Genomic DNA, 24,936 nt, shown 5'->3' on the forward strand with positions numbered 1-24,936 from the left:
GTGGAACCCATCCGGGTAGCGATCGTGGACGACCAGCAGCTGGTGCGGGCGGGATTCTCGCTGGTGATCTCCTCCCAGCCGGACATGGAGGTGGTGATCGAGGCGGGCAACGGCGCCTCCGCAGTGCGGCTCCTCAAGGACCACCCCGTTGACGTGGTCCTCATGGACGTGCGCATGCCGGAGATGGACGGCCTGGAGGCCACCCAGCTCATCACCGAGCGCGGCGACAGCCCGCGCATCATCATCCTGACCACCTTTGACCTGGACGAGTACGTGCTGGCGGCCGTGCGTGCCGGGGCCTCCGGTTTTCTCCTCAAGGACGCCCCGCCGGAGGACATGCTGGAGGCGATCCGCACCGTCCACGCCGGCGATGCAGTGATCGCGCCGTCCTCCACCCGCCGCCTGCTGGCTCACGTGGCCAACCACCTGCCCACGCCCCAAGAGCCCTCCCCGCTGCTGGACAGCCTGACGGACCGCGAGCGCGAGGTGCTGGTGCTGATGGCCCGGGGCAAGTCCAACTCCGAGATCGCCGCTGACCTGTTCGTCGCCGAGGCGACGGTGAAGACCCACGTGGGGCGGGTGCTGGCCAAGCTGGGGGCCCGCGACCGGGTGCAGGCAGTGGTCGCGGCCTACGAGCTGGGCCTGGTGCACCCTGGGGCGTAACTGCGCGACGCGGGCGTCCCACCCTGGTCGGATGGGGCGGCGGCCCCGCAAGAGTTAGCGTCTTGTCAGGAGGTGCAAGCATGCGATCGGCTGTTTCTGGCAAGGGGTTGACCAAGCAATTCAACTCTGCGGTCCCCGTGCACGCCCTGCGCGGGGTGGACGTGGAGATCCCGGCCGGCAAGTTCACCTGCATCATGGGCCCCTCGGGCTCCGGCAAGTCCACCCTGCTGCAGATCCTGGCCGGGATCGCGCAGCCCACCTCCGGCGAGGTGGAGCTGGGCGGGCAGCGCCTCACCGACATGGACGACGACGCCCTGGCCATGGCCCGCCGCCGGGTCGGGTTCGTGTTTCAGCAGTTCAACCTGCTGCCCAACCTGACCGCGCGGCAAAACATTCTCCTGCCCTGCGACCTGGCGGGCACCGCCCCCACCGAGGCCTGGTGGGAGCGGGTGGTGGCGACGCTCAACCTGGCCGAGCGGCTGGAGCACCTGCCAGAGCAGCTGGCGGGCGGCCAGGCGCAGCGCGTTGCTATCGCCCGTGCCATCGTCAACCAGCCCGAGGTGGTGTTTGCCGACGAGCCCACCGGCGCCCTGGACCAGCGTTCCTCCAGCGAGGTGCTGGCGCTGTTGCGCACGCTGGTGCGTGAGTTGGGGCAGACCGTGGTGATGGTGACGCACGACCCGGCCGCCGCCGCCTACGCCGACGAGGTGCTGCTGCTGGCCGACGGTCTCCTGGTGGGCCGCATAGTCAACCCGACCACCACCTCAGTGCTGGCCGGCCTGGAGGCCCTTGGGCAGGGGGCCTACAACTAATGGGCCCCTCCCCGCTGCGCAGGCAGCTCTCCTCGCTCTGGGGGGCGGCGCTGGCGGTCGCGCTGGCAACCACCTTCCTGTCCACCCTGTTACTCGGCATGGGCCAGGTGGGGCGCAGCCTGAACAACGTGATGACGGCGGGCCTGGGCGAGGCCGCCGTGGTGGTGGAGCCCGCCCACCCAATCCCCGACCTTTCGGTCATCACCACCCAACCGGGCGTGAGCGCCGCCCACCGGGTCCACACCATCTGGTGTGCGCTGAGCAAGCCGGGCGAGCAGCCCCCCGCCCAGGTGCGGCAGGACGAGCTGGTTGAGACGCTCGCCTCCGTGGAGTTGCAGGCCAACGCCCCGGTCCCGGAGCTGGAGACCGTTGCCATCCAGCACGGGCACAGCCCCCTGCCGGGCGAGATCGGTTTAACCGCCGTGACGGCCGCAGAGCTGGACCTGGAGCTGGGTGAGCCGGTGAGCCTGCACTTGCAGGACCTCTCGGGCCAGACCCGCTACCTGAACCTGACCTACCGGACCACGCTGGCCCCGCCGTCCTCGTTCGCCACCAACCAGATCCCCGCGCTGGTAAACCCACAGGACTTTGCCCACATCGAACAGTTCACCAGCGAGGACGTCTCCATCTCCCAGTGGGCCACGATCCTCGTCGCCGTCTCCGGCTCCCACCCCGAGAACGTGGCCCAGGGACTGCGCGAACGCCTCGGGGCGGACACGGTGGTCTACACCGCCCAGTCCTGGGCGGAGAACCGGCTGCTGGCCTACACCGGCACGGACAGATTCACCGACGCCCTCACCCTCAGCTTCGCCGCCCTCGGCGTCGCCGTGGCCGGGCTGGTGGTGGCCACCACCTTCCACGTGCTGATCACCCGCCGCACCTGGGAGCTGGCCATCCAGCGTTGCATGGGGGCCACCCGCAGGCAGCTGCGCAACCAGGTGCTGCGCCAAGCCCTCCTGCTGGGCGGCACCGCCAGCGCGATCGGCGTCACCGCTGGCCACCTGATTGGGCAGCTGGCGGCCATGGTGGCCCAGGGCCACGAGCGGATCAGGCTATCGGCCCCCGGCCTGCTGGTCACCCCCACCTCCGTGCTGGTTCCCCTCCTGGCTGGAATCGCCATCACCGTGGGGGCCGCACTGCCCGCCGCGCGGCGGGCCTCCCGCACCTCGCCGCTGGCCGCGATGCGCACACAGTCCCAGGAAACGTCGTCCAGCAAGACCCTGCTCTTTGGCGGCGCCCTGGTGGCAGCCGGGGTGAGCATGCTGCTCATCGTTGCGCAGGCGGCAAACAGCTACCTGAACCTGGGCAGCGAGGGATTCGTGACGCTCTCCCTGATGGGAATCGGCGGGGCGGTCCCCCTCATGGCGGGCCTGATCATCGCCTCCCACCCCGCACTCGTGTGGGCGATCCGGGCGGCCAAGCCCCTACTGGAGCACGCCGGGGGGAGCAGACTGCGGGCCAGCACGCGGATCGCGCTACTCAGCATCACCCGCTCCTCTGCCCGTGCGGGCACCACCATCGGAGCAGTCGTGGTGGGCGTGTCCCTGGCGGTGAGCGTGGCCACCGGCGCGCGCACCGCCCACAGCTCCCTCACCTACCTATTCACTGCTTCCAACCCGTTCGACATCGAGGCCTACCACGTTGACGCGGTGGACGACGCCGACCTCGCCGCCATAGCCAACCTGCCCGGCGTGGAGGCCGTGGCGGCCACCCACGAAGCACCAATCGCGCTCCGCCTCACGCACGGCGAGCAGGTGGGATACGGGACGCTGAGCGTCGGGCGGTCCGAGCAGATCGCCCAGGTGTCCTCCGACGCCTACCTGGCCCTCCCCCTGCCCGGGGAATTGCTGCTCTCCGTCGACCACGCCGAGACCCTGGGCCTCAGCGACGGCGAGGCCATCATGGTGGCCCCACTGGCCGCGCCGCCAGGCGAGCCGAAGATCGTCGACGGGGTGCTTGTCTCCCCCGCCGACCTCTACTTCCCGGTCAGCGGGCCCTCCTTCTACCTCACCGCCCTCGAGTACGTTGCCGACCAGCTCGGTCCCGGCGACGGGGGACACGCCGGCGCTGGCCAGTCCGACGGTGACCAGTACGGCGGTGGCCAATACGGCGCTGGCCAGTCCGACGCGACGGCCCCCCTCCTGGAGGAATCTGTCCTTGAGGCGGGGGCTGAGGCAGGGCTCGAGGTAGGAGTCGAGGCGGGGACCGAGGCAGGGCTCGAGGTGCTGGCCGCCGAAGCCGCAGCGAGCGAGGCACAGCTGGCGAGCTTGAACCGGGAGATCGCGGCAATGCTCCAGGCAACGCGAGCCCACATCCTGTCCCTCGACTGGGGCCGCGCCCCGACGCTGGTGGTGCGCACGGTCTACTACACGCCCGTGATCAACGTGGACGTGGATAGCCTGCACACGCAGGAGCGATTCAGCCTCGACGCTGCGCCCGTGCCGGCCACGCTGGGGGCGGGCGAATCCACCTCGCTGCCCACCCTGACCAACCAGCGCACCCCGCTGCAAAACAGCCGGATCCTGGTTCAGGTTGACCAGGACCGTGCCCAGGACCTGCTGCCGCAGGTGGGCCCCAAGATCGCCGAACGCACCAACGGCCAGATGCCCCAGATCGAGGGACCGGTGGCCAAGATGCAGGCCTACCACATACTTATCGACCGGGTGCTGACCCTGCTGGTGGGGCTGCTGTCCATCGCCGTCGTCATCGCCTTCGTGGGCGTTACCAACGCCCTGATGTTGTCCGTGGTGGAGAGGCGAGACGAGCTCGCCACCCTGCGCGCCCTTGGCATGAGCCGGCGCCAGGTCCGCCTCATGCTCGCCATCGAGGGCCTGGTTCTGGCCGGGGTGGGCGTGAGCGTGGGCGTCCTGGGCGGGATCCCGCTTGGCCTACTGGGGAGCTACACCGTGCTGTCGCGCACGCGGGTCTTTGTGCCCGACGTTCCCTGGGACATGGTTGGAATAACGATGGCCGCAGCGCTGGCGGCCGGGGTATGCGCCGCCGTGCTGGCGGCCTCCCTCCCATTCGGCAAGCAGGCCAGGCAAAGCAGCTAGGTAGGGCTGCGGCGGCCCGGCGGCGGCCCTCCCTGTGGAAATCGCTAGTCGCGTCCCGGCGCCGCCCCGGTTTTGCCCGAGGAGAGCGCCCACCAACACTGAAGGGGTGTGGGCGATAGACGTGATTGAGGGCGCGGACCTGGGGGCCAGGTTCCTGCTGCCTACCGGCACCAGTCGGCTCGGCAGGGGCCCGGACTCCCTCAGCGATCCCCGGGTGTCCAGGTTCCACCTGGAGGTCCGCGCGGGTCGGGGCGGAGTGACCTGGCGCTACGCGCCCGGGGTCCGGCCCGCCGCCACCGGGGTGGCCGGTCGGACGGGGCGCGCGGGCTGGCGGCACTGGCGCCCCGGCGAGGTGGTCAGGCTGGGGCAGACCGCCCTGGCGCTGCGGCCGCTCACCGTCGGCAGCACGGTCCCAGACGCAGCGGGCGGGCACGGCGGGGCGGAGGGCGGAACGTCGGACAAAACAGGGCAAATCGGGCAGCCGGGCGGGCACGACGGGCCGAGCTTGTCCGGCCTGACCGCCTCGCCGCTGAGCGCTCCCTTGCCTGCGGTGGGCGCGGGGAGCAGGGCGGGCACAAGCGTGCCGGGCGCGGCGGATACAGTCGGGGCTGCAGGCTGGTCCCTGGACGACGAGCGCGAGCACGCCCTAGGCGGAAGCGGCGGGCAGGACTCGGGGCTGAGCGGCTACGGACGGTATGCCGGTGGTGGCGCGCGGGGAAAGGCAGGTCTCGGCACCTGGGTGGCGCGGCTGGCGATGCCGGTGGTGTTCATGCTCGCCTGGCCGCTCCTGCGCACCGGCGGGTGGCGGCGGGCCGCGCTGGTGATCGGCGCGGCCGTGGTGGCGTGGGCGCTCCTGCGCTGGGTGGGAGCGCCACTTTGGCGCAGGCTCTCCGCGCGGGTGCGCGAGTACCGCACCCGCCGCCTAGTGAGATCGGACCCGGCCCGGCTGCTCTACTCCGTCCTGCCGCGCCTGGCCGCCCAGTTCCCCGCCCCTGCGGCGGGTAGCGCGAGGACGGCACCCGGGGTGGCCCGGCAGCTCAGCCTGAGCCTGGACGCCACCGGATTCGCGGCGGGAGGTGCGGGGAGCGTCGGGCGGATCGCGCGGCCGGCAGGCGCCCGACCGGGAGGCGTTCGGTCGGGAGGTGCACGGGTGGGGAGAGCCTGGGCGCGGGTGGGCGAGGGCACGGTGATCGGCACCGTGGGGGAGGACGGCTTTGCCCTAGCTCTCTGGCTCTCTGTCCAGGCCCTGTGCCTGGGGTGGCGGGTGGAGTGGGTCAGTGCCAGGCACTCCCCCGCTGCCGGGGGAAGCACCGCCGTCACCGAGACGCAGGCCGGCACCTTCCCAGCGCCCGGCACCGTCCCAGCGCCCGGCACCTTCCCAGCGCCCGGCGTAGGGGGCCCGGCGGGCGATTCGTCCCGGCCCGCCCGGCTTTACCTGGCCTGGGCGCCCACCGAGGCCCAGCTTCCCCACTGCAGACTGCTCGCCCCCGCAGGCCCGCTGCCCGGCGCCAACTGGCGTTCCAGCGCCCAGCGCTTCTGGGCGGCGCGGGTGCTGTTGCCCTGGCCCGGCCGGGCTGAGTCCGGCTGGGCCAGCACCCAACGTGCTCTCACCGGCCGCGACCGCGCTCAACCGGGCCCGGCCAGGCCGGGGCGGGGCGAGCTGGTCCCGCCGGCGGGTACCCATCCGCAGCGGCTCCCGGCATGGGGAACGGCACCAGACCCGTTCTCCCTGTGCCCGCTGGGCCGCGCGGAGCTCACCTTCGCCCGCTCCCACCCGAGCCTGCGCGCCCCCATCGGGGTGGGCCAGGGCGGTCCCGTCTACCTGGACCTGGAGCGGGACGGCCCGCACGCCCTGGTGGCCGGCCGGACGGGGTCGGGCAAGTCGGAGCTGCTGACCTTCTTCCTCACCGGCCTGGCCCTGCGCAATTCGCCGGCCGATCTCAACCTACTCCTGTTCGACTACAAGGGCGGCGCCACCTTCAACCCGCTGCGCGTCCTGCCCCACACTGTCGCGGTCCTGACGGATCTGGACGGCGCGGCGGGCGAGCGCGCCTTGCAGGCTTTGCAGGTGGAGCTGGCCCGCCGGGAACGGCTGCTCACAGAGTTCGGGCGGCGAGAGGTGGGCCAGCTGCCGCCCGGCCAGCGCCCGGCGGCGCTGGTGGTGGCGGTGGACGAATTCCGGGTGCTGCGAGACTCCCACCCGCACCTCCTGGCCACGCTACTGCGCCTGGCGGCGCAGGGCAGGTCGTTGGGGATGCACCTGGTGCTGGCCACGCAGCGGCCTGCGGGAGCGATCAGCCCGGAGATCGCGGCGAACACGTCGGTGCGGATCTGCCTGCGGGTATCCACAGAGGTGGACTCGCGCGACGTGCTTGGCCACGCCGGCGCCTGCCTGCTGCCCTCCCCCGGCGGCGCGTTGGTGCAAACGGACGCGGAGGTGGAGATTCGCACTCCCGCGCTTGGGACTGGACGGCAGTCGTGGCGCGAGCAATCCGCCCGGGCGTGCGCCGAGCTGGGTGGGAGTCCCGCGCGGCCGCTGTGGGCCCCGCCCCTTCCCGCCGCTATCCCAGTGGAGCGCGTGGCGACCGCGGCCTGTCCCTACCCGGCCCTAGTGGTGGACGACGTTGCCGCCCAGGCCTGGACCCCGATTGCCGCCCCCGTGCGAAGCGTCCTGGTGGCGGGAGGGTCCGGGAGCGGCAAGTCGATCGCGTGCGCGCAGCTCGCCGCGAGCGCTTGGGCGGCAGGCGGGCGGGTGTGCGTGCTGGCGCACCCGGGCAATCCGGCGTGGGAGCCGTGGTGGGATTTGCCTGGTTTCGCGGCCGTGGATGGTCGCGACTCCCGACACATCGAACGGCTGCTGGCGTGGTGGGGGTCCCTGGCTCCCGGCGCGTTGGAGGGCGCCGTTTTGGTGATCGACGACGCCGATCAGCTGGACGCCCCGGGCTCGAGCGTGGTCGATTCGCTGGTGCGTAGCTTCCACTCGCTGGGCGGCGCGTGCATCCTGGCCTGCTCGCAAACTCGGGGCCTGGCCCGCCTGGCCCCTGGGCGGCTCCTGCTGGCCGGGGCTCCCGCAGAGCTCATGCCCCGGGCCGCCCAGGGCGGCCCGGGGCCCGCCACCCCCGGTGCTGCGCCTCCGCCGGCTCCGAGTGCCCCGGGGCGGGGCTTGTGGCTGGCGGAGGCGTGGGTGGCTTGCCAGGTCACGCTGCCCTCTGGGGCTGCCGCCGGTATCGCGCGTGGCCAGGCAGCCGAGAGGGAGGCCGCGCGCGAGCGGATAGCGCAGCCGGTTCGTCCGGGGGTGCCTAGCGCGGCAGCGGCGGCGGTCCAGCGCGATCAGGTGGCGATGTCGGTCGATCTGGGGGCGCCGGGTGTACTCCATCAACGGGCTGCGGCATGGACGGCCCAAAACCCCGCGCTGCCGGGCCCCTGCAGGCTGGCGCAGCTCCCACCGCCCGCGCCACCTGCGCCGCCCGTGGGGGCCGCGCCGGGCGCGGCACGTGCCCTGCCCGGCGTGGCCGGTGCTCCCGCACCAACCACCCTCCCGGCGCCCGCCGACCAGGGCGGCTGGCGTGGTCCGGGCAGCACGGGCGGACCGAGTGGGACGGGCGGGCCGCGAGGGCGTGGCGGACCGGGCGGTCAACTGGACTGGCTGGGGGTGGGCATGAGCCCGGCCGGGCCCGTCTGGGTGCCCAGCAACGTGGCGGTGATCGGTGCTCCCGGCGCGCTGCGGGATCAGGTGGAGGCCGGGCTGCGCATGCAGCTGCGGCCCGCCACGAGTCCGGCAGCCGGCGAGCCGGCGGGTGGGGAGGCGGACTGCCCGGTGGTGGCGGCTTCCCCGGAGGAGGCGCTGGGGGCGCTGCGTGGCCCGCTGGCTGAGGCAAAGGCGCGCGGTGCACTGGTGTTCGTGGGCCGGCTCAGCCGCGCGGCGCGGGCGCTGGCACCGGTGGATTTGGGGCAGTCCTCGCTCCACCCGGACGGGGCGATCGTCGTCTACCGCTCCGTGCAGGAGGTGCGGCTATGCCAGGAACTCAGCGGTGTCGGGGTGGAGCATCGACCCCAGCACGCCCAGGGCTAGCGCACTGAGCGCGATCGTCAGCGCGCTGAGCGGGTATGAGGACATGAGGGTGATCGGGATGACCAGGCTGGAGACGATCAGCAACGGGCGGGCGTGACTGGCCTGCTTGGGCAAGCCAGTCACGCCGAAGGCGATCCCCACCGCCAGGAGCAGCCAGAGCGCCGCTGCCAGCATCCCGTCCGTCTGTCCACTCAGCAGCAAGATCACCGCCAGGCCCGTGACCCAAAAGACCTCTGTGCAGGCCAGGGACCAGCCGGTGAGGGTAGCGCGCGGCATCGCCGCCAACCGGCCACGAAAGGAGGTGGGGTTTTCAGTCACAAGGAGCAATCCTATGGGCCACGCCGGCCTTGTGACCATCACCACCGCTAGTTGTGTTGTGAAGTAGTCGGTCAACTCTTGTCCCTCTCCTAGCAACATGTGAAGCTATGGGACGTTGATTTCTGGGGGAAGTTACAAGCCCTGGATTTAGTTAAAGGAGCCGCAATGGACTGGCGTAGTAGCGCCGCCTGCCTAGATCTGGACCCCGAGCTGTTCTTCCCGGTGGGGAATACCGGTTCGGCGATCGCCCAGATCGAGGCTGCGAAGTCCGTGTGCGCCCAGTGCAAGGTGCAGAGCACCTGCCTCGACTGGGCACTGAGCAACGGCCAGGACTTCGGTGTCTGGGGCGGCAAGAGTGAGGACGAGCGTCGCTCTATCAAGCGACGCGCAGCGCGAGCCCGCAGGGCCAGCTGACCCGTCTGCAACACAAGGGGGTGGGGTGCGCTTTTGCGCACCCCGCCCCCTTTGCGTGCTCCCTGCCGCTAGCCCCGCCCCAAGACCCCGGTCACCTGCACCATCATCCGCCCGCGCTCGGGGCTAATGCGCTCGGCCCGAGTCAACGCGACCGCTTGGCGTCGATGCGACCGACCGGCGTCGACGCAGTCTGCCCTGGCCGCCACGACCGCCCGCCGCCACTCCCTCGGCCACGCGTTCGCGCGCTTGAGGGAGCAAGCCACCCCTCCCGTGGCAGGCCCCTGCCCAACGCCCACCGCATCCAGAGCACCACTCCACCACCGGCCACCACCCCGGCACGACGTTCCGCTCCCCTTCCACCCAACGCCCGCCCCGACGCCCGACGCTCCCGGCCGGCATTGCGCAAACGGTTGTAGGGTTTCCCGACCTTTTGAGCTCTTGGTGCAGCTGTTGAGCTTTTGGTGCACCGATTGAGGGGTTACCCGGCCGGGTAAGCCTACGACTGGTTCACTAAGCCTACGACTGGTTCACTAAGCCCACGAGAGGTACACCAACCCTACGAGAGGTGCACTAAGCCCTCAATCGCTTGCGCACACCCGGCACCTACGGCGAGCACCGGCGCCCCATCGAGGCCCACAGCACCCATCCCCGGCCCCCAAGCTCGCAAATGCTGCAACGGGGTACATCCGACCGACCGGTGCCACGCCCCCGAGCGGTCGCATGTACCCCGACCGCACGCTTGTGAGCTCGGGGGCAACCCGCAGCAGCCACCACGGGGATCAGCACGGATACCCGACGGTGGGCGGAACGTCGGCCACCACAGGCGGCCACCACGGGGATCAGCACGGATACCCGACGGTGGGTGGAGCGTCGGCCACCACAGGCGGCCACCACGGGGATCAGCACGGATACCCGACGGTGGGCGGAACGTCGGCCACCACAGGCAGCCACCACGGGGATCAGCACGGATACCCGACGGCGGGCGGAACGTCGGCCACCACGGGTGAAAGGGCCGGGCGACCTCTACCGGCCAAGCCGGGCGACCTCTACCGGCCAAACCGGGCGGCCTCTACCGGCCAAGCCGGGCGGCCTCTACCGGCCAAGCCGGGCGGCCGACACGGCACTACACCGCCACCTCGGCGCTCCCCCGCGCGCGCAGAACGGCGCCAGGCCTTTACTCGTAGCGCTCCCGCTTCACGTTGGCGCCGCGGGCGTGGGCCCGGATGGTCACGTCGGTCCCTCCACCGGGGCGGGCCCCCCAGTCGATGGTTCCGCGCAGTTCCCCGCGCACCAGGGTCTTCACGATCCGGGTCCCCAGGCCGCTGAGGGCGGCACCGTCCGCGATCCCTACCCCGTTGTCGAGCACGTGGATCACCAGGTCGTCGCCGCTGCGCTCGCTGGTGACCAGGATTTCCCCGTCCACCTCGCCAAAGCCGTGCTCCACGGAGTTGGACACGAGCTCTGAGAGCGCTACGGCCAGGGTGGATGCCACGTCGGAGTCCACCTCGCCGAACGTGCCTTCCACCGTGGCGCGCACGTAGTTGTGGCTGGAGGCGACGGCGCTGGCCATGCGCACCACCTTGCCGGCCACCTCGTCGAAGTTGAGGGAGGAGTCGGCGCTCTGGGACAGGGCCTCGTGGACCATGGCGATCATGGAGACTCGCCGCTCGGCCTCCTCCAGGGCCTCCTTGACCTCCGGGAACTGGGAGCGGCGCGCCTGCAGGCGCAGCAGCGCGGAGACCGTCTGGAGGTTGTTCTTCACGCGGTGGTGGATCTCCCGGATGGTGGCGTCCTTGGTCATCAATTCCAGTTCGCGGTAGCGAATCTCGGTGATGTCGCGCACCAGGATGATCGCGCCCAGGCGCTCCTTGTTACGGGAGAGCGGGATGGCCCGCATGGCCAGGTGGGTGCCGTGCACCTCGACCTCGGTGCGCCAGGAGGCGCGTCCCATCAGTACCACCGCCAGGGTCTCCTCGACGGTGGTGTGCTCCTCGAGCGCCTCGGTGACCTTCTCTGCCAGGGTCTCCCCTACCAGGTTGCCGGGCAGGCCTAGGCGGGTGAAGGCGGAGATCGCGTTGGGGCTGGCGTGCAGCACCACGCCGTCGGCGTCGATGTGGACGGCGCCGTCGGGCACGCGCGGGCCGCCGCGCTTGGAGCCGGGGCTGTCCTCCGCAGGGAAGGTGCCGGCCGCAACCATGTTGCACAGGATCTCGGCGGCGGCCATCTGCCAGCGCTGCAGGGGGGACATGGCGTTGGCGGCCCCGGAGGCGGACTGGAGGGCCAGGACGGCGATGGTGCGCCCGTTGTGCACCACCGGGATCAGTCGCTCGGAGATGGCGTAGGTGCCCGCCCACCGCGTGTCCAGGGGGGTGACGATCGCGCCGGTCTCCATCGCCTCTAGCAGTGCACCGGCCCGCGTGCCGGGCAGGTGGCGGCCGATCACGTCGTCGATGTGCACGGTGGCGCCGGTGGCCGGGCGGCAGTGCGCGGCGGCCACGAAGCGCCCGGCCTGCACCGGCACCCACATGAGCAGGTCTGCGCTGGAGAGGTCGGCGATCACCTGCCAGTCTGAGACGAGTTTGTGCAGCCAGACGGCGTCCTCGCTGGTCAGTTGTTCACCGATCGCGGGGCCAAGGATGTCATTGAGGTGGGGCACGCGATTAGCCTAGCTGTCAGGTTCTCACCCCGGAGGTGCCCCATGGCCCAGTTCACCCACGTCGATTCCTTTGCCGCCCCGGCCGCCCGGGTGGGCGCGCTGCTGTCCTCGCAGGAGCTGTGGCGGGCCCGCCAGGATGCCCTGGCCAGGTGGGCAACCGGGCTGAGGCCTAGTGAGCTGGGGGCGCTGCCGGACTTGATGCGGCAGCTGGAGGGCACCAGCGTGCTCGCCTACCCGAACGGCGCCAGCCGGCTGGAGTTCACCATGACGGTTCACCCGCAGGCGTTGGGGGATGCGGCCTCAATGGTGAAGGCGTTCCTGAGCGGCGACCTGCGGGCGCACGTCACCGAGGAGTGGGGGGCGCCGGCCCCGGACGGTTCTCGCACGGGCAGGGTGGAGGTCCGCCTGGACAACCCGCAGGTGGTGGTGAGCGCGCAGGCCTCCCTCTACCCCACTGCGGACGGCTGCCAGCGCCGGTTGAGCGGGGACGTCACCGTGAACGTGCCGCTGCTGGGCGGGATGTTGGCGGGCAAGGCGACCGAGCACGTGGGCGGTCTTTGTTTGGCCGACGCTGCCGTGGTGCGCGCCCTGCTCTAGTGCGCTTTGGCGTGGTTCACGCCCGCTACCTGGGCCGGTGTGCTCGTGCGAAGATGGGGCAATGAGCAGTAACGCATTGTGGGCAACCCGTACCGGCAACCGTTCCTACGTGGGGCGTAACGCGAACGGAGCAGAGGTGCTGATCGGCGACGAGCCGGGCATGTTCAGCCCCGGGGAGTTGTTGCGACTGGCGTTGGCGACGTGCCACACGCTGAGTGCGGACAAGCGCCTGGCTGCCGCGCTGGGGGAGGCGTTTTCCGCCCACGTGGGCGTGGACGTGGTCAAGCCGGAGGGCGAGAACCGTTACTCCCACTTTGAGATGGAGTTCCTGACTGACTTGTCCGCGTTGGACGACGCGGCCCGCGCCACCCTGATGGAGCGGGTTGAGGGCGCGATCGAGCGCAACTGCACGATCGGCCACACCCTGGCCAACGGCGCCACCTACAACTTCGCTGTAGTTGACGAGGCTAGCGCGCAATGAGCGGCACCGGCAGCGGCTTGGGGGCCTACGAGGCGCTCCTAGCTGACGTGCTTGAGCACGGCGTGGAGAAGGAGGACCGCACCGGGGTGGGGACCCGCTCCGTGTTCGCGCGCCAGCTGCGCTACGACCTGTCTGAGTCCTTCCCGCTCATCACCACCAAGCGGGTGTTTTTGCGCGGCCTGGTGGAGGAGCTGTTGTGGTTCCTGCGCGGGGAGTCGAACAACAACTCGCTGCGGGAGAAGGACGTTCACATCTGGGACGAGTGGGCCGGGCAGGACGGCGAGCTGGGCCCGATTTACGGGGTGCAGTGGCGGTCATGGCCCACGCGCGACGGCGCCACCGTGGACCAGATCGCCACGCTGTTGGAGACCTTGCGCCGCGATCCCGATTCGCGCCGCCTGCTGGTGAGTGCCTGGAACGTGGGCGAGTTGAGCAAGATGGCGTTGGCGCCGTGCCACGCCTTTTTCCAGGTTTACGTGGCCAAGGGCCGCCTGTCCCTGCAGGTCTATCAGCGCAGCGCGGACCTTTTCCTGGGGGTGCCGTTCAACATCGCTTCCTACGCGCTGCTGACGCACATGCTGGCGCAGCAGGCGGACCTGGAGGTGGGAGAGCTGGTGTGGACTGGCGGGGACTGCCACGTCTACCGCAACCACTTCGACCAGGTGCGGGAGCAGATTTCCCGCCGCCCCTTCGCCTTCCCGCAGCTGCGGCTGCACCGCGCGCAGAGCATCGATTCCTACCGGTTTGAGGACGTGGAGGTGGTGGGCTATGAGCACCACGCCCCGATCAAGGCACCGGTGGCGGTGTGAGCGTGGAGGGATTTGAGCCGATGGACGACGTTACCTCCGACCCGATTGCTGACATCGCCGGCCCTGGAGCGATCTGGGCGCAGGACGTGAACGGCGTGATCGGGGACGGCCCCAACATGGCGTGGAACGTGCCGGGCGACTTCGCCCACTTCAAGCGCACCACGTGGGGCGGGGCGCTGCTGCTGGGACGGTTGACGTTTGAGAGCCTGCCGGGCGTGTTGGCCGGCAGGGACATGGTGGTGGTTTCTCGCAGCAGCCAGGTGGACCGGGCCCATTTCGATCAGCGGGTGGCGGAGCGCGGCCTGGATGCGACGCTCACGGTGGTCACGAGCCTGGAGGAGGGCTGGGAGGTGGCGCAGCAGAGGGCGGCCGCCCGTGGCGGCCGCCTGTGGGTCTCCGGTGGCGGCCAGATCTACCGGGCCTGCCTGGAGCGCGTGCAGCTCTGCGTGGTCTCCCAGCTGGACCTAGAGGTGGCGCACTCGCCGCACCTGGTCTACGCGCCGTCCCTGGAGCAGGGCTGGGAGAGGCTGGCGGTCTCCGATCAGGACTGGCGCACCGAGAGCGACGGGCTGCGCTGGCGGGTGAACTACTTCGCCCGCTCCTGCTGAGCCTTGCGGTGAGCTAGGCGCTTCTTTTCCCGCACCCGCTCCTCCAGGAGCAGGGCGGTGAGCTTGGCGACCGCGCCGGAGAACTCTGTCTTGGGGGAACGGGCCGGCCTGCCGTGCAGCAGGGCGGTGGCCAGCTGGTCGTCGGCGCGCGGCACGGGCACGATCACGGATCGGCCGGTGTAGCGCGCGGCCACCGCCAGGGCCTCATCCACCGCGCGCCGCTGCGCCGGGGCCCGGTTGACGGCCAGCACCACTCGCCCGCTGGTCAGGTGCAGTTCCTCCAATTCCCCGGAGGCGCCCACTAGGCGGCGCATCGAGACCGGGTCAGCGGCCCCCACCAGGAGCACCGCGGACGCCGCCTCTAGGGCGCTGATGGTGGCGTCGTCGCGCACCGGCCCGTAGGAGTTGGTGGCGCCCGGGTCCAGCAGCGCCCCACTGAGGTCTACCACTACGACGTCGTAGGCCTCGCGGGCGGCCTGCCACACCTCCTCCAGCGCAGAGGAGGGCAGCTCGCGCCACCGATCGGCCCGGGTCAGCCCCGCCAGCAGGTCCAGGCGGGTGGAGACGTTGGCGGCCAGCTCCGTGAGGGTCTTGGCGTCCAGGCGCCCGTGGGCGGCGTAGCGGCAGGCCACCGCCAGGGCGCTCGTTTCCTCCAAGAAGCCCAGGGACTGGCTCAGGCAGGGCCCCAGGGTGTCGGCGTCCACCAGCAGCGTGTTCCAGCCCTGGGCGGCGCACTCGGCGGCCACCTCCACCGCCAGCACGGTGCGTCCGGGGGAGCCGGGACCGGACCACACTGCGATCAGGTCGCTGCCGCCGCCCCCTTCGGTCTCCAGGTAACCGGTGTCCAAGGCGGCCTGCCCGGGGGCACCAAAGGGACTGGCCCCGAAGGCGGGGGCCGTACCCGGCACCGGGGCACTCGCCACCGGCGCCGCCAGCGCCTCCGCGCTCGCGGCCGGGGCGGCCGCCTCCAGCGGGGAGGGCAGCACGGCCGTTGCCGTGGCGTCTGACTGCGGGAGGGCGGCCAGCGTGCCACCCTGCGCTGCGGGCACGGCCTGCCCGGGCCCGCTCAGGGGCGCCTGGCCCCGCTGGCCCCGCTCGCCCTGCGCCGGCCCGCCCGGGCCGGGGTCCATCGGGTCGGTGGAGTCCAGCAGCCCCTCCGGTCCGGCAGGTACCGGCGCGGTGAGGAGGGCGGCCAGCGGGGCAACGTCGTCCCCCCTGACCAGGTGTTCCAACACCTCCACGCAGGCGCCGGCGCTCGCATCGAGCGGCACGAAGGCATCGGCTAGGTCTGCGGCCCGGGCCTCATCCCCCGGCGCGCAGGCCAGCACCACCTTCACGCCGGCCCGGTGCAGGGCGGTGACGGTGGCGCGGTCCACATTCTCCATCTCCAGACTGATCAGGGCGAGCTCGCCCAGGCCGGCCGACGAGCAGGCCAGCAGCTCCACCACGTCGGCGCAGCGGCGCTCGACGTAGATGGGTCCGCTAGCTAGCTTGCGGACCAGTTCCTCCTCCAGCGCACCCTCCAGGCACAGGAGCACCCCGAAGCTCTCAGTCACGGCGCCTACTCTCCCACCCCGGTCGGGACCAGGGTCAGGCCGCCGGGGGCGGAGATCGCGGCCAGCACGGTCTGCAGGCTTGCCTCGGGCACCACCAGTTCCACACTGTTTGCCGAGGGCAGGCGCCCCAGCCCGCCGCTGGCCTCCGGCAGGCGGGCGATCACTAGGCCGTCGGCCACCTTCTCCGGCTCCGTCTGCCGCTCGCGCAGGCTCGAGGTGCCCGTATCGGGCAGCTTCCACAGCTCCACCTGGCTACCCACCACTGCGGTCTGGGGCAGCTCGCCGCGCACCGGCACCATGACGCGGCGCAGCTGCAACTCCCCTGCGGCCGCGATCGCGTTGACGGAAAGGAGCTCACCGGCCTTGATGGAACGGCTGGCGATGGTGCCCTCCTCGAGGGTGCGCACGTAGCTGTCCTCGGCCTCGCCCAGGTTGACCGGGACGGACCTGACCATGTCCTGCGTGATCACCTTGCCCTGCTCCACGGTCTGGGTGAGCATCAGGAAGGAGGTCTTGCTGGTGGCCTTACCCACCACCACCGCCCCGAGCGCCACGGACGCGCACACCAGGAGGATCCCGATGATCAGGCGGGGGTCGGTCAGACGGGAGCGCCGCAAGCGGGCCGGGTTAGCTTTGTTCCGCACCCACACATATTGCCCTCTTTGCGGGCAAAACGGGGCCAATCCACAGTGTCGTGTTTATCCACATTGCCTTGCGCGTGTGTGCACCAACTGGCACGAAATGACATGATTGGGGCATGACACGCAGGTTCTTCACGGTAGCTGACGTAGCCGAGCAGCTGGGGGTTTCCGTCTCCGCAGTACGCGCCATGCTCCACAGCGGGGAACTCCTTGGCATCCAGGTGGGTGGCAAGAACGTTTGGCGCATCGAGGACTCCGAGCTCGACGCCTACATCGAACGCGCCTACGCGGCAAACAAGGAGCGCATCGCCGCAGAGGGCTTCCGGGTGGGCTAGGCAAAACGCCCGCCTATGAGAAAGCGGCGCCTCGCGGCCGGGTTCGTCCCGGGGCGGGGCGCTACTTCTTGCCCACTCCTGCCGGGGCGGGGCGCTACTTCTTGCCCACGAACCACCGGCGCAGCTGCTCTATTCGCGCCTCGATCTGCTCGGTGGTCGCCTTGGCCACCTCCGGCCCGCCGCAGCGGCGGCGCAGGTCGGCGTGCACGTTGGCGTGCGGCTCCCCGGAGCGTTGCGCCCACGCGCTGACCAGGCGCTGCAGCTCCTTGCGGCGCTGGGCGCGCTGGCGGTGGTCGCTCACCCCGGCGTTGGAGTCGCGCAGCGCCGCGGCGGCGCGCTCGCGCTCCTGCTGGGCCAGCTGGGAGGCCTGGCGGTCGCGCAGCGCGGAGGTGAACTCGTCCATCTCCATGAAGCCAGGCAGCTCCAGGTAGGACTGCTCGGCCACCGATCCCACGGCCGCCTCGGTGCCGAACTCGCCGCCGGCAAAGAGCACGCGGTCAAAGGAGGCGTCGGCGTCCAGGGCCTCGAACTGGCCGAACAGGTCGTCGCTGGCGTTTTCCACCCGGTTGGCCTGGGCGATCAGCGCCTCCTCGGGGTGGAAGTCGCCCTCTTCCGCGCTCCCGGCGGGCTTGCCGAGCGCGTGGTCGCGTTCCACCTCTAGCTCGCCGGCCAGCTCCAGCAGCGGCGCCACGGAGGGCAGGAAGATGGAGGCGGTCTCGCCGCGCCGGCGGGCGCGCACGAACCGGCCCACGGCCTGCGCGAAGAACAGGGGGGTGGCGGTGTTGGTGGCGTACACGCCCACCGCGAGGCGCGGGATGTCCACGCCCTCGCTGACCATGCGCACTGCCACTAGCCAGCGGCTGCGGGAGGCGGAGTACTTGTCGATCTGCTCGGAGGCGCCGGAGTCGTCTGAGAGCACCACGGTGGGCGCCTCACCGCTGATCTGGCGCAGCAGGGCGGCGTAGGCGCGCGCGGCCTTCTGGTCGGTGGCGATCACCAGGGCGCCGGCGTCGGGCACGGAGCGGCGCACCTCGGTCAGGCGCTTGTCTGCGGCCTCCAGCACGGCGGTGATCCACTCGCCGCTGGGGTCCAGGGCGGTGCGCCAGGCCTGCTTGGTGAGGTCCTTGGTGAGGGGTTCGCCCAGGCGGGCGGCGTATTCCTCCCCGGCGCGGGTGCGCCAGGCCATCGTGCCGGAGTAGGCCAGGAAGAGCACTGGGCGCACCACGCCGTCGCGCAGCGCGTCGCCGTAGCCGTAGGAGTGGTCCGCCCGCGAGCGCAGCACGCCGTGCTCGTCCTCGACGTAGCGCACGAAGGGGATCTTGGACTCGTCCGAACGGAAGGGGGTGCCGGTCAGGGACAGGCGGCGGGTGGCCTTGCCGAAGGCCTCGCCGATGCCGTCTCCCCAGGAGCGGGCGTCGCCGCCGTGGTGGATCTCGTCCAGGATCACCATGGTGGGGGCGGAGGCGGTGCGGCGGCGGTGGACGGCGGGGTTGGAGGCCACCTGGGCGTAGGTGACGGCCACGCCGTGGTAGTGGCTGCCCTCTTCCTCTTGCGCGTTGGCGAAGGCGGGGTCCAGGCGGATGCCCACGCGGGCGGCGGCGTCGGCCCACTGCACCTTCAGGTGCTCGGTGGGGCAGACCACCACGACGCGCTTGACGGTGCCGCGCGCCAGTTGTTCCACAGCCACGCGCAGCGCGAAGGTGGTCTTGCCCGCGCCCGGGGTGGCCACGGCCAGGAAGTCCTGCGGGTCGGCGGCCAGGTACTTCTCTAGGGCGGCGGCCTGCCAGGCGCGCAGGGAGCCGGCCGTTCCCCACGCGGCGCGCGCCGGGAAGGACGGGGAGAGTTGGGAGGCGGCGTGCACCGAGGCGCTGGCCGGGTTGGGGGCGCCGCTGCGGGAGGCGGGCGTGCGTGCCGGCGCCCCGCCTGGGGTGGCGCCCGCCGCGTTGCTGCTGGAGGTGGCCGACGTTGCCGCCGCGCCGCCCCGATCAGCGGACGGGTGCGTTTCCTCGCCCGGGGAGGTGGTGGGGCGCGGCCAGGCGGGTTGGGCTGTTGGCGGGGCGGTTGCGGGCAGCGCGGACCCCGGCCCGAACAAAGCGAGCTGGTCCTCGGCCCCGGCGGGGGCGGTGCTCACTAGCGCTTGCCGCCCCAGTTGAAGGGCCAGCGCGCTCCCCCACCGCCACCGGTGAGCTCCTGCATGATCTGCTTGCAGGTGGGGCAGACCGGGTAGTTCTTGGGGTCGCGACCGGGCACCCACACCTTGCCGCACAGGGCGACTACGGGGGCGCCGCTGATCGCGGAGGCGGCCACCTTGTCCTTGCGGACGTAGTGGGCAAAGCGGTCGCCGTCGCCGTCTGAGGACTCCGGCTGGGTGGCCGTCTCCTCGCGCTCGAGCACGCCTACAGAGGTCTCGCCCTCGGTCTCGGTTGCTAGCACAGGAGTTCGCATGCCCACCAGTCTATGCCGCGCTGGAAGCGGCGGCGCGGCGGGCGGGCGTGAGATTCTTCCCGCGCCGGGAACGGGTGTGCCCCCGCTGGGGAGATTCCCTAGCGGGGGCACAACACCGGCCTGCTTAGTCCCCGCGCGCTGGGGGACGGCGCTAAGCGGCCTGGATCAGACCAGCCCGGAGGCCTTGGCGACCTCGCGGTAGTAGTCGGCCAGCTCCAGCTTGGAGCCGGCGGCCTCGTCCACGATGACCAGGGCGTCGGGGTGGTGCTGCATGATCGTGGCCGGCCACTTGGCGCTCACGCCGCCCTCGACCAGCTGACGGATCGCCTCCGCCTTGCCGGCACCCTGGGCGACCAGCACGAGCTTCTTGGCGCTCATGATGGTGGCCAGGCCTTGGGTGAGGCAGTGGGTGGGCACCTTGTCCAGGTCGCCGTCGAAGAAGCGGGCGTTGTCCTGGCGGGTCTGGGCGGTCAGCACACCCAGGTGGGTGCGGGAGGCCAGGGAGCCGCCGGGCTCGTTGAAGGCGATGTGGCCGTCGGAGCCGATGCCCAGGATCTGCAGGTCCACGCCGCCGGCGGCCGCGATCTTGGCCTCGTAGTCTGCGCAGGCCGCCTCCAGGTCCTCGGCGTTGCCGTCCGGGCCGTGCACGGCCTCCGGGCGCAGGTCCACCTTGGAGGCGATCTCGTTGTGGATCACGTTGCGGTAGCGCTCCGGGTGGTCCGGGTCGATTCCCACGTACTCGTCCAGCATGAACGCGGTGGCCTGGGCGAAGGAGATCTGGCCGGCCTGGTAGCGCTTGATCAGCTCCGCGTAGGTGGACAGCGGGCTAGAGCCCGTGGCCAGGCCGATCACTGCGTTGGGCTTGGCCTCCAGCAGCTTCTGGTACTGGTCGGCGGCCAGCGCACCGATCGTTGCATCGTCGGGAACAATTACGACGTCCATGGCGTACTCCTCCTTGCGGCCTCCGTGGCCGCCCCGGTCAACTTTAGGCCATTGCGGGCCCGATTCGGCCCGACCAGGGTCCCGCTCCTGTCCCCGGTCGGGCCTGCGCGGCGCCGCCTAGTGCTTGGGCCAGGAGCGCATCTTGGTCAGGAAGGCGACCTGGTTCTTGGCCAGGCCGGCGGTGCCGATGGCCGCGCCGGCCAGCGCCACCAGGATCCCGTAGACCACGGTCCCGGCGCCCAGCAGGCTCTGCCCCACCAGTGTGTCTGGGGTGAACAGGGAGGCGATCACGATGGGGATGGACAAGACGCCCATCAGGGCAAAGACCACCAGTTGCACCACCAGGGTCAGGCCGCCCGCGCCCATGCCGGCGTTGTTGAAGGGCGAGGCCCCGGGCGGCGGGACGGGGTAGATGAAGTGGCCGGCCACGCCGTATGCCATGCCCATCATGGCCAGCGAGATCCCGACGTTTCCGCCCACGAATGCGGCTCCGTCCACCCCGAGGCCCAGCCGCCACGCCCCCAGCAGGGAGATGACCAGGACCAGCGGCAGGTAGCCGATGACGGAGGCCAGGAAGCGGCCCCGGATCTCCGCGCGCGGGCTGACTCCCGCAGAGATGTGGCTCCAGTAGGCGGTGGAGTCGTAGGCGATGTCTGCATGCACGGACTGCAGCACGAACGCGATGAAGAAGGTCAGGAAGGTGGGCAACGAGCTGAAGGCGAGGCCCACTCCCCCGCCGTCCCCAAAGGACTTCGATCCGCTCTCGATGATCACGGGGGCGGCCGCGATCATGAGGGCGCTGAATCCGACCATCAGGACCGGCAGGGAGAGCCAGCGCGGGTCGCGGTACTTGTAGCGCAGGGAGCGTTCGGCGATGACGGCGGTGACGGGGTCGATGCCGGGCAGCTTGGCCAGCGCGTCGGCTAGCGCCCAGCTCCGCTTGGCCGTGCTGGACGACGCCCCACCCACCGCAGCGTTCTGACCGGCCTGCGGCGTGGCGGGCGCCTGGTCCACCGGGGTGTCCAGGTGGCGCTGGACTGCGGCGAGGTCCGCCTGTGCACGCCCGAGCGGGGCACCGAGCATGGCGGAGGGCAGCAGGCGCAGCCAGGCCCACCACAGCAGCGCGGTGGTGACCGCAGCGATGGCCACCTGGGCCACGGCCGCGCCTATGGCGCCCGTGGCCAGGGAGCCGGGAGCGGCCAAGCCGGCCCCGAACGGGGTCCAGGCCAGGACTGTGGCGACCTTGATCAGCAGCCCGCCAGAGATGTTCTCCATCAGCCCGGGCAGCACGAAGCCGATGCCCATGAGCGGGACCAGCAGGACCATTAGCACCATCGTGTTGCGGTCGCGTCCCTTGCGGGAGCGCCCGGCCCCGGCGAAGAAGGTCGTGCTGACGCGGGCCAGCAGCCAGCTGGTCAGCGTCGCCAGTGGCCAAATGACTGCCGCCAGGACGATCGCCTCCGGCTGAGCGGCCCGGGCCCAGGTCAGGATGGGCAGGCCCAGGATCAGAGCGGTGATCAGGCCGGGGATGCCCATGCCGCCGGCCAGCAGGAGCCCCAGGGCGAACCTGGGGGTGGCGGAGGTGTAGGGGGCAAAGTTACGCGGGTCAAGCGTGTTGTCCACGCCCGAGGCCAGCAGCGGGACGGTGGCCCAGCCGAGCACGATCGCCCCGCCCACCAACGTCAGCGCGGTGTGGGCAACGTGGACGGACTCATCGCCGACGAAGAACGCCGCCATGAACATTAATACGAGCCAGAACAGCCCGTACAGCCCGCCCAGGATCGCCAGGACCAGGCGCATGGTGCTCTGGGAGAGCATGCCTGCCAGCAGGCGGAACCTCAGTTTGACGAGGGTCGCAACCACGTCAGCTCCTCCTGCTTGCCGTTTCCGCCCACCAAGGAGGCGAAGCGGTCATCTAGGGACATGCCGGCGGCAACGTCGGCCGTGGTACCGGCGGCCATGATCTGGCCGCGGTGGACGATTGCCACGTGGGTGCACAGCGCCTCCACGGTGGCCATGACGTGGCTGGAGAGCACGACGGTGCCGCCCTGGGCGGTGAAGTGCTGCAGCATGGTGCGAATGCCGGCGGCGGAGACGGGGTCTACCGCCTCGAAGGGCTCGTCGAGCACCAGCACGTCGGGCGAGTGCACCAGGGCGCAGGCCAGGGAGACCTTCTTGGTCATGCCGGCGCTGTAGTCGCCCACCTGCTTGCCTGCGGCCTCTTCCAGCCCGAGTACGCGCAGCAGCTGCTCGGTGCGCTCAGCGATGAGGTGAGGGGGCATGCCGCGCAAGCGCCCCACGTAGGTGATCAGGTCGCGGCCGCTCAGGCGGTCGAACAGGCGCATGCCGTCGGGCAGCACGCCCAGCTTGCGCTTGGCCTCCTCGGGGCGGCCCCACACGTCCACGCCGTGCACGGTCACCACGCCACCGTCGGGCTGCAGCAGCCCGGTGGCCATGTTCAGGGTGGTGGTCTTGCCGGCGCCGTTGGGGCCAACTACGCCGTAGAAGGAGCCGGCGGGGATGTCCAGGCTCAGGCCCGCCACGGCGACGTTCTGACCAAAGATCTTCACCAGGCCCCGCATGCTCAGCGCAGCCTGCGGGTCCACCGGGGGCAGCTGGCTCGGGGGCACCGCCTGGGCGGGGATGGCCACCGGGGGCGGCAGCTGCGGGGAACCTGGAGCGGCCTGCGGGGCGAACTGCGGGGCGAACTGCGGGGCGAACTGAGCGCCACCTTGTGCCGCCATCGCCTGGGCGGGCGCTCCTTGCGGGGCGACTGGGGGCTGGTTGGAGGGCTGAGGGATACCAGAACTCATGCTCAAAACCATATGGTTAGCCGCGCTAGCCGCGCTTCCTTCCAGGGGCGGAAACGCCAGCGGCGGCCCGGTCCTCCCCGCGGACGAATAGAGCAGGTGGGCACCGGGTTGAACCCGGTGCCCACCTGCTCTTCCTGCTTCAGCGCTACCTCAGTGTCGCGCCCCTGCAGATGCTCCCCTTGCGGGGAGAGGTCACTTGGCGATGGCCTTCTTCAGGGTGGAGCCAGCGGAGACCTTCACGCCGAAGCCAGCGGGGATCTTGATCTCCTCGCCGGTGCGCGGGTTGCGGCCGGTGCGGGCGGCGCGGGCCACGCGCTCGATGGACAGCAGACCGGTGATCTTGACCGGCTCGCCCTTGGACAGGGACTCGATGACGACCTCCTGGAAGGCGGCGATGGCGGCGTCAGCCTGGGCCTTGGTCAGGTCGGTGCGCTCGGCGATGGCGGCAATCAGCTCAGTGCGGTTGACGGACATGTCAATCCTCTCGTCTGTGGTTCGGTAATTACCGCGAAGCGTCGCGGCCCGTTGTGGCTTGACACTACGCAATGAAGCGCGTGGAGACCACGATTTGAGGGGAATTTCCGGCATCTAAGCGGGAAAAGTAACACCCCCAAGCCCTCATTCTGACACCGCACACCTCAGACGTCAGAACGATGTGGGTATTGCGTCCCTGGCGCTCGGACTTTTCCGCACCCTGCCAGCGAAAAGACAGGGCACCCTTGCCTCACCGCTCGGGGCGGAAGATCTCCGTGGACGTGCCCAGCTCCGGGCCCACCCCGCCGGCGCGACGCCACGCCTCCCGGTCGTCGCGCGGCTGGTTCGGGTCCCGCCCGGTCACCACCTCGTCAGCCCCGAAGGGAGCAACGCCCTGCTGGTCGCCCACCTCGTCCAGGTCCGTGCGCAGCAGGTGCATGGCGGCGTCGGCGCGCACCAGCGCCTCGCACATCGCCTCCGCGCCCTCCTGCATGCCCTCGGTGGGGACAAAAACGCCGTCGTGCAGATGGGTGGGAGCGAAGGGAATCATCACCTGCTCGCGCACCACCATCATCTGCATGGCCACCAGCACCGGCGTGAGGGACTCGGCCGCCCGCACGCCCCCGGACATGGTGGCGCCGTAGGAGACAACACTGACCGGCTTGAACGCCCACTCCCGTGCCAGGTAGTCGATGGCGTTCTTCAAGATCGCCGGGTAGCCACGGTTGTACTCCGGCATGACCACGATGAAGGCGTCCAGCGCGTCGATCCGCTTGGACCACTCCACGGTGTGCGGGTTGACGTAGCGGCGCAGGCGGGGCAGCTCCGGCTCGTCGAACAGCGGGAGGTTAACCTCCTTCAGGTTGATCCGCTCCACCTGGAAGGCGCCGCAGCGCCTGGCCACCGCCTCGATCCAGTCCGCGATCGGGTCGCCGTGCCTGCGCGCCGACGCCGCCGCGTTTATGATCCCAAGCCTAATCATGGGGGTCCTTTCCCTGGTGGGCCGACTCCCTGGCGGGCCGCACTGCCCGGCCACTCGGATCCGACCGACGAACTGCGCCTAGCCTACGCTGCCCGCCTTGCCGCGTTCGCGACCCGCAACCGACCGGGGCCCGTGGGATCGCCCACCCTCACTGCGGCCGCACACTCCGGGCGGCCAGTAGGACGACGTCGGCCACCCACCCCTCCACGCTGCGGCCGCACATTCAGAGCGGCCATGGGGACGACGTCGGCCACCCACGCCCCCA

At 71.0% G+C, this 24,936-nt stretch carries 21 protein-coding genes; 10 read left to right on the plus strand and 11 right to left on the minus strand.

The window, feature by feature from the left end; all coding sequences use genetic code 11:
- The 4 genes from ABYF38_RS02465 to ABYF38_RS02480 all read left to right on the plus strand — a co-directional run bounded on the left by ABYF38_RS02465 (position 1) and on the right by ABYF38_RS02480 (position 8,600).
- Positions 1–663 carry a response regulator gene (locus ABYF38_RS02465; protein ID WP_371152541.1) on the plus strand — a complete coding sequence of 221 codons (663 nt, stop codon included), beginning with the start codon at positions 1–3 and terminating at the stop codon, positions 661–663.
- Between the two features lie 80 nt (positions 664–743).
- Entirely contained in the window at positions 744–1,475 is a 732-nt protein-coding gene (locus ABYF38_RS02470; protein ID WP_371152542.1) for an ABC transporter ATP-binding protein, read from the plus strand.
- Positions 1,475–4,528: an FtsX-like permease family protein gene (locus tag ABYF38_RS02475; protein WP_371152543.1), complete on the plus strand. Its 3,054-nt coding sequence runs from the start codon at positions 1,475–1,477 to the stop codon at positions 4,526–4,528. Before ABYF38_RS02470 ends, ABYF38_RS02475 begins: the two co-directional genes overlap by 1 nt.
- A gap of 106 nt (positions 4,529–4,634) precedes the next feature.
- Positions 4,635–8,600 (plus strand): FtsK/SpoIIIE domain-containing protein, encoded by a 3,966-nt coding sequence (locus ABYF38_RS02480; RefSeq protein ID WP_371152544.1) that lies wholly within the window; start codon positions 4,635–4,637, stop codon positions 8,598–8,600.
- Here ABYF38_RS02480 and ABYF38_RS02485 read toward each other — a convergent pair.
- The gene (locus ABYF38_RS02485) at positions 8,541–8,918 is read right to left on the minus strand and encodes a hypothetical protein (RefSeq protein WP_371152545.1); all 378 of its coding nucleotides are present in this window, start codon (positions 8,916–8,918) and stop codon (positions 8,541–8,543) included. The two genes, ABYF38_RS02480 and ABYF38_RS02485, sit on opposite strands and share 60 nt — an antisense overlap.
- 165 nt (positions 8,919–9,083) lie before the next feature.
- On the opposite strand from ABYF38_RS02485, the gene ABYF38_RS02490 reads away from it, so the two are divergent.
- The gene (locus ABYF38_RS02490) at positions 9,084–9,332 is read left to right on the plus strand and encodes a WhiB family transcriptional regulator (protein ID WP_371152546.1); all 249 of its coding nucleotides are present in this window, start codon (positions 9,084–9,086) and stop codon (positions 9,330–9,332) included.
- 1,174 nt (positions 9,333–10,506) lie between these two features.
- Here the strand turns inward: ABYF38_RS02490 and ABYF38_RS02495 are convergent.
- Positions 10,507–11,988, minus strand: coding sequence for a sensor histidine kinase (locus tag ABYF38_RS02495; protein ID WP_371152547.1), 1,482 nt, complete (start codon positions 11,986–11,988; stop codon positions 10,507–10,509).
- 42 nt (positions 11,989–12,030) lie between these two features.
- Between ABYF38_RS02495 and ABYF38_RS02500 the strand changes: the two genes are divergently transcribed.
- From ABYF38_RS02500 to ABYF38_RS02515, 4 genes are all read left to right on the plus strand, one after another.
- Positions 12,031–12,585, plus strand: coding sequence for a DUF2505 domain-containing protein (locus ABYF38_RS02500; RefSeq protein WP_371152548.1), 555 nt, complete (start codon positions 12,031–12,033; stop codon positions 12,583–12,585).
- Between the two features lie 61 nt (positions 12,586–12,646).
- On the plus strand, positions 12,647–13,066 hold the full coding sequence (locus ABYF38_RS02505; protein ID WP_371152550.1) for an OsmC family protein: 420 nt from the start codon (positions 12,647–12,649) through the stop codon (positions 13,064–13,066).
- Positions 13,063–13,875, plus strand: coding sequence for a thymidylate synthase (locus ABYF38_RS02510; RefSeq protein ID WP_371152551.1), 813 nt, complete (start codon positions 13,063–13,065; stop codon positions 13,873–13,875). The genes ABYF38_RS02505 and ABYF38_RS02510 overlap by 4 nt, the downstream gene beginning before the upstream one ends.
- On the plus strand, positions 13,872–14,483 hold the full coding sequence (locus ABYF38_RS02515; protein WP_371152552.1) for a dihydrofolate reductase: 612 nt from the start codon (positions 13,872–13,874) through the stop codon (positions 14,481–14,483). The genes ABYF38_RS02510 and ABYF38_RS02515 overlap by 4 nt, the downstream gene beginning before the upstream one ends.
- Here ABYF38_RS02515 and ABYF38_RS02520 read toward each other — a convergent pair.
- Together ABYF38_RS02520 and ABYF38_RS02525 are read right to left on the minus strand one after the other, a co-directional pair.
- Positions 14,462–16,039 carry an AAA family ATPase gene (locus ABYF38_RS02520; RefSeq protein ID WP_371152553.1) on the minus strand — a complete coding sequence of 526 codons (1,578 nt, stop codon included), beginning with the start codon at positions 16,037–16,039 and terminating at the stop codon, positions 14,462–14,464. The two genes, ABYF38_RS02515 and ABYF38_RS02520, sit on opposite strands and share 22 nt — an antisense overlap.
- Positions 16,040–16,044: 5 nt before the next feature.
- Positions 16,045–16,683 carry a hypothetical protein gene (locus tag ABYF38_RS02525; protein WP_371152554.1) on the minus strand — a complete coding sequence of 213 codons (639 nt, stop codon included), beginning with the start codon at positions 16,681–16,683 and terminating at the stop codon, positions 16,045–16,047.
- A gap of 113 nt (positions 16,684–16,796) precedes the next feature.
- Between ABYF38_RS02525 and ABYF38_RS02530 the strand changes: the two genes are divergently transcribed.
- On the plus strand, positions 16,797–17,015 hold the full coding sequence (locus tag ABYF38_RS02530) for a helix-turn-helix domain-containing protein (RefSeq protein ID WP_371152555.1): 219 nt from the start codon (positions 16,797–16,799) through the stop codon (positions 17,013–17,015).
- Positions 17,016–17,109: 94 nt separating this feature from the next.
- On the opposite strand, the gene ABYF38_RS02535 is transcribed toward ABYF38_RS02530, so the two are convergent.
- The 7 genes from ABYF38_RS02535 to ABYF38_RS02565 form a co-directional block, all read right to left on the minus strand.
- The gene (locus tag ABYF38_RS02535) at positions 17,110–18,876 is read right to left on the minus strand and encodes a DEAD/DEAH box helicase (protein WP_371152980.1); all 1,767 of its coding nucleotides are present in this window, start codon (positions 18,874–18,876) and stop codon (positions 17,110–17,112) included.
- Between the two features lie 269 nt (positions 18,877–19,145).
- The gene (locus ABYF38_RS02540) at positions 19,146–19,460 is read right to left on the minus strand and encodes a DUF3039 domain-containing protein (RefSeq protein ID WP_371152556.1); all 315 of its coding nucleotides are present in this window, start codon (positions 19,458–19,460) and stop codon (positions 19,146–19,148) included.
- Positions 19,461–19,625: 165 nt separating this feature from the next.
- A complete protein-coding gene (gene nagB, locus ABYF38_RS02545) occupies positions 19,626–20,402 on the minus strand; it encodes a glucosamine-6-phosphate deaminase (RefSeq protein ID WP_371152557.1) in 777 nt (258 codons plus the stop codon).
- A 117-nt stretch (positions 20,403–20,519) separates the two neighbouring features.
- Positions 20,520–22,265: a hypothetical protein gene (locus ABYF38_RS02550; protein WP_371152558.1), complete on the minus strand. Its 1,746-nt coding sequence runs from the start codon at positions 22,263–22,265 to the stop codon at positions 20,520–20,522.
- Positions 22,241–22,984 (minus strand): ABC transporter ATP-binding protein, encoded by a 744-nt coding sequence (locus ABYF38_RS02555; protein ID WP_371152981.1) that lies wholly within the window; start codon positions 22,982–22,984, stop codon positions 22,241–22,243. Before ABYF38_RS02555 ends, ABYF38_RS02550 begins: the two co-directional genes overlap by 25 nt.
- Before the next feature lie 423 nt (positions 22,985–23,407).
- Positions 23,408–23,689 carry an HU family DNA-binding protein gene (locus ABYF38_RS02560; protein ID WP_371152559.1) on the minus strand — a complete coding sequence of 94 codons (282 nt, stop codon included), beginning with the start codon at positions 23,687–23,689 and terminating at the stop codon, positions 23,408–23,410.
- Between the two features lie 250 nt (positions 23,690–23,939).
- Positions 23,940–24,671 carry an NADPH-dependent FMN reductase gene (locus ABYF38_RS02565; RefSeq protein WP_371152560.1) on the minus strand — a complete coding sequence of 244 codons (732 nt, stop codon included), beginning with the start codon at positions 24,669–24,671 and terminating at the stop codon, positions 23,940–23,942.
- Positions 24,672–24,936: the final 265 nt, after the last annotated feature.

The organism is Buchananella sp. 14KM1171 (assembly GCF_041380365.1).
Lineage (GTDB): Bacteria > Actinomycetota > Actinomycetes > Actinomycetales > Actinomycetaceae > Buchananella > Buchananella felis.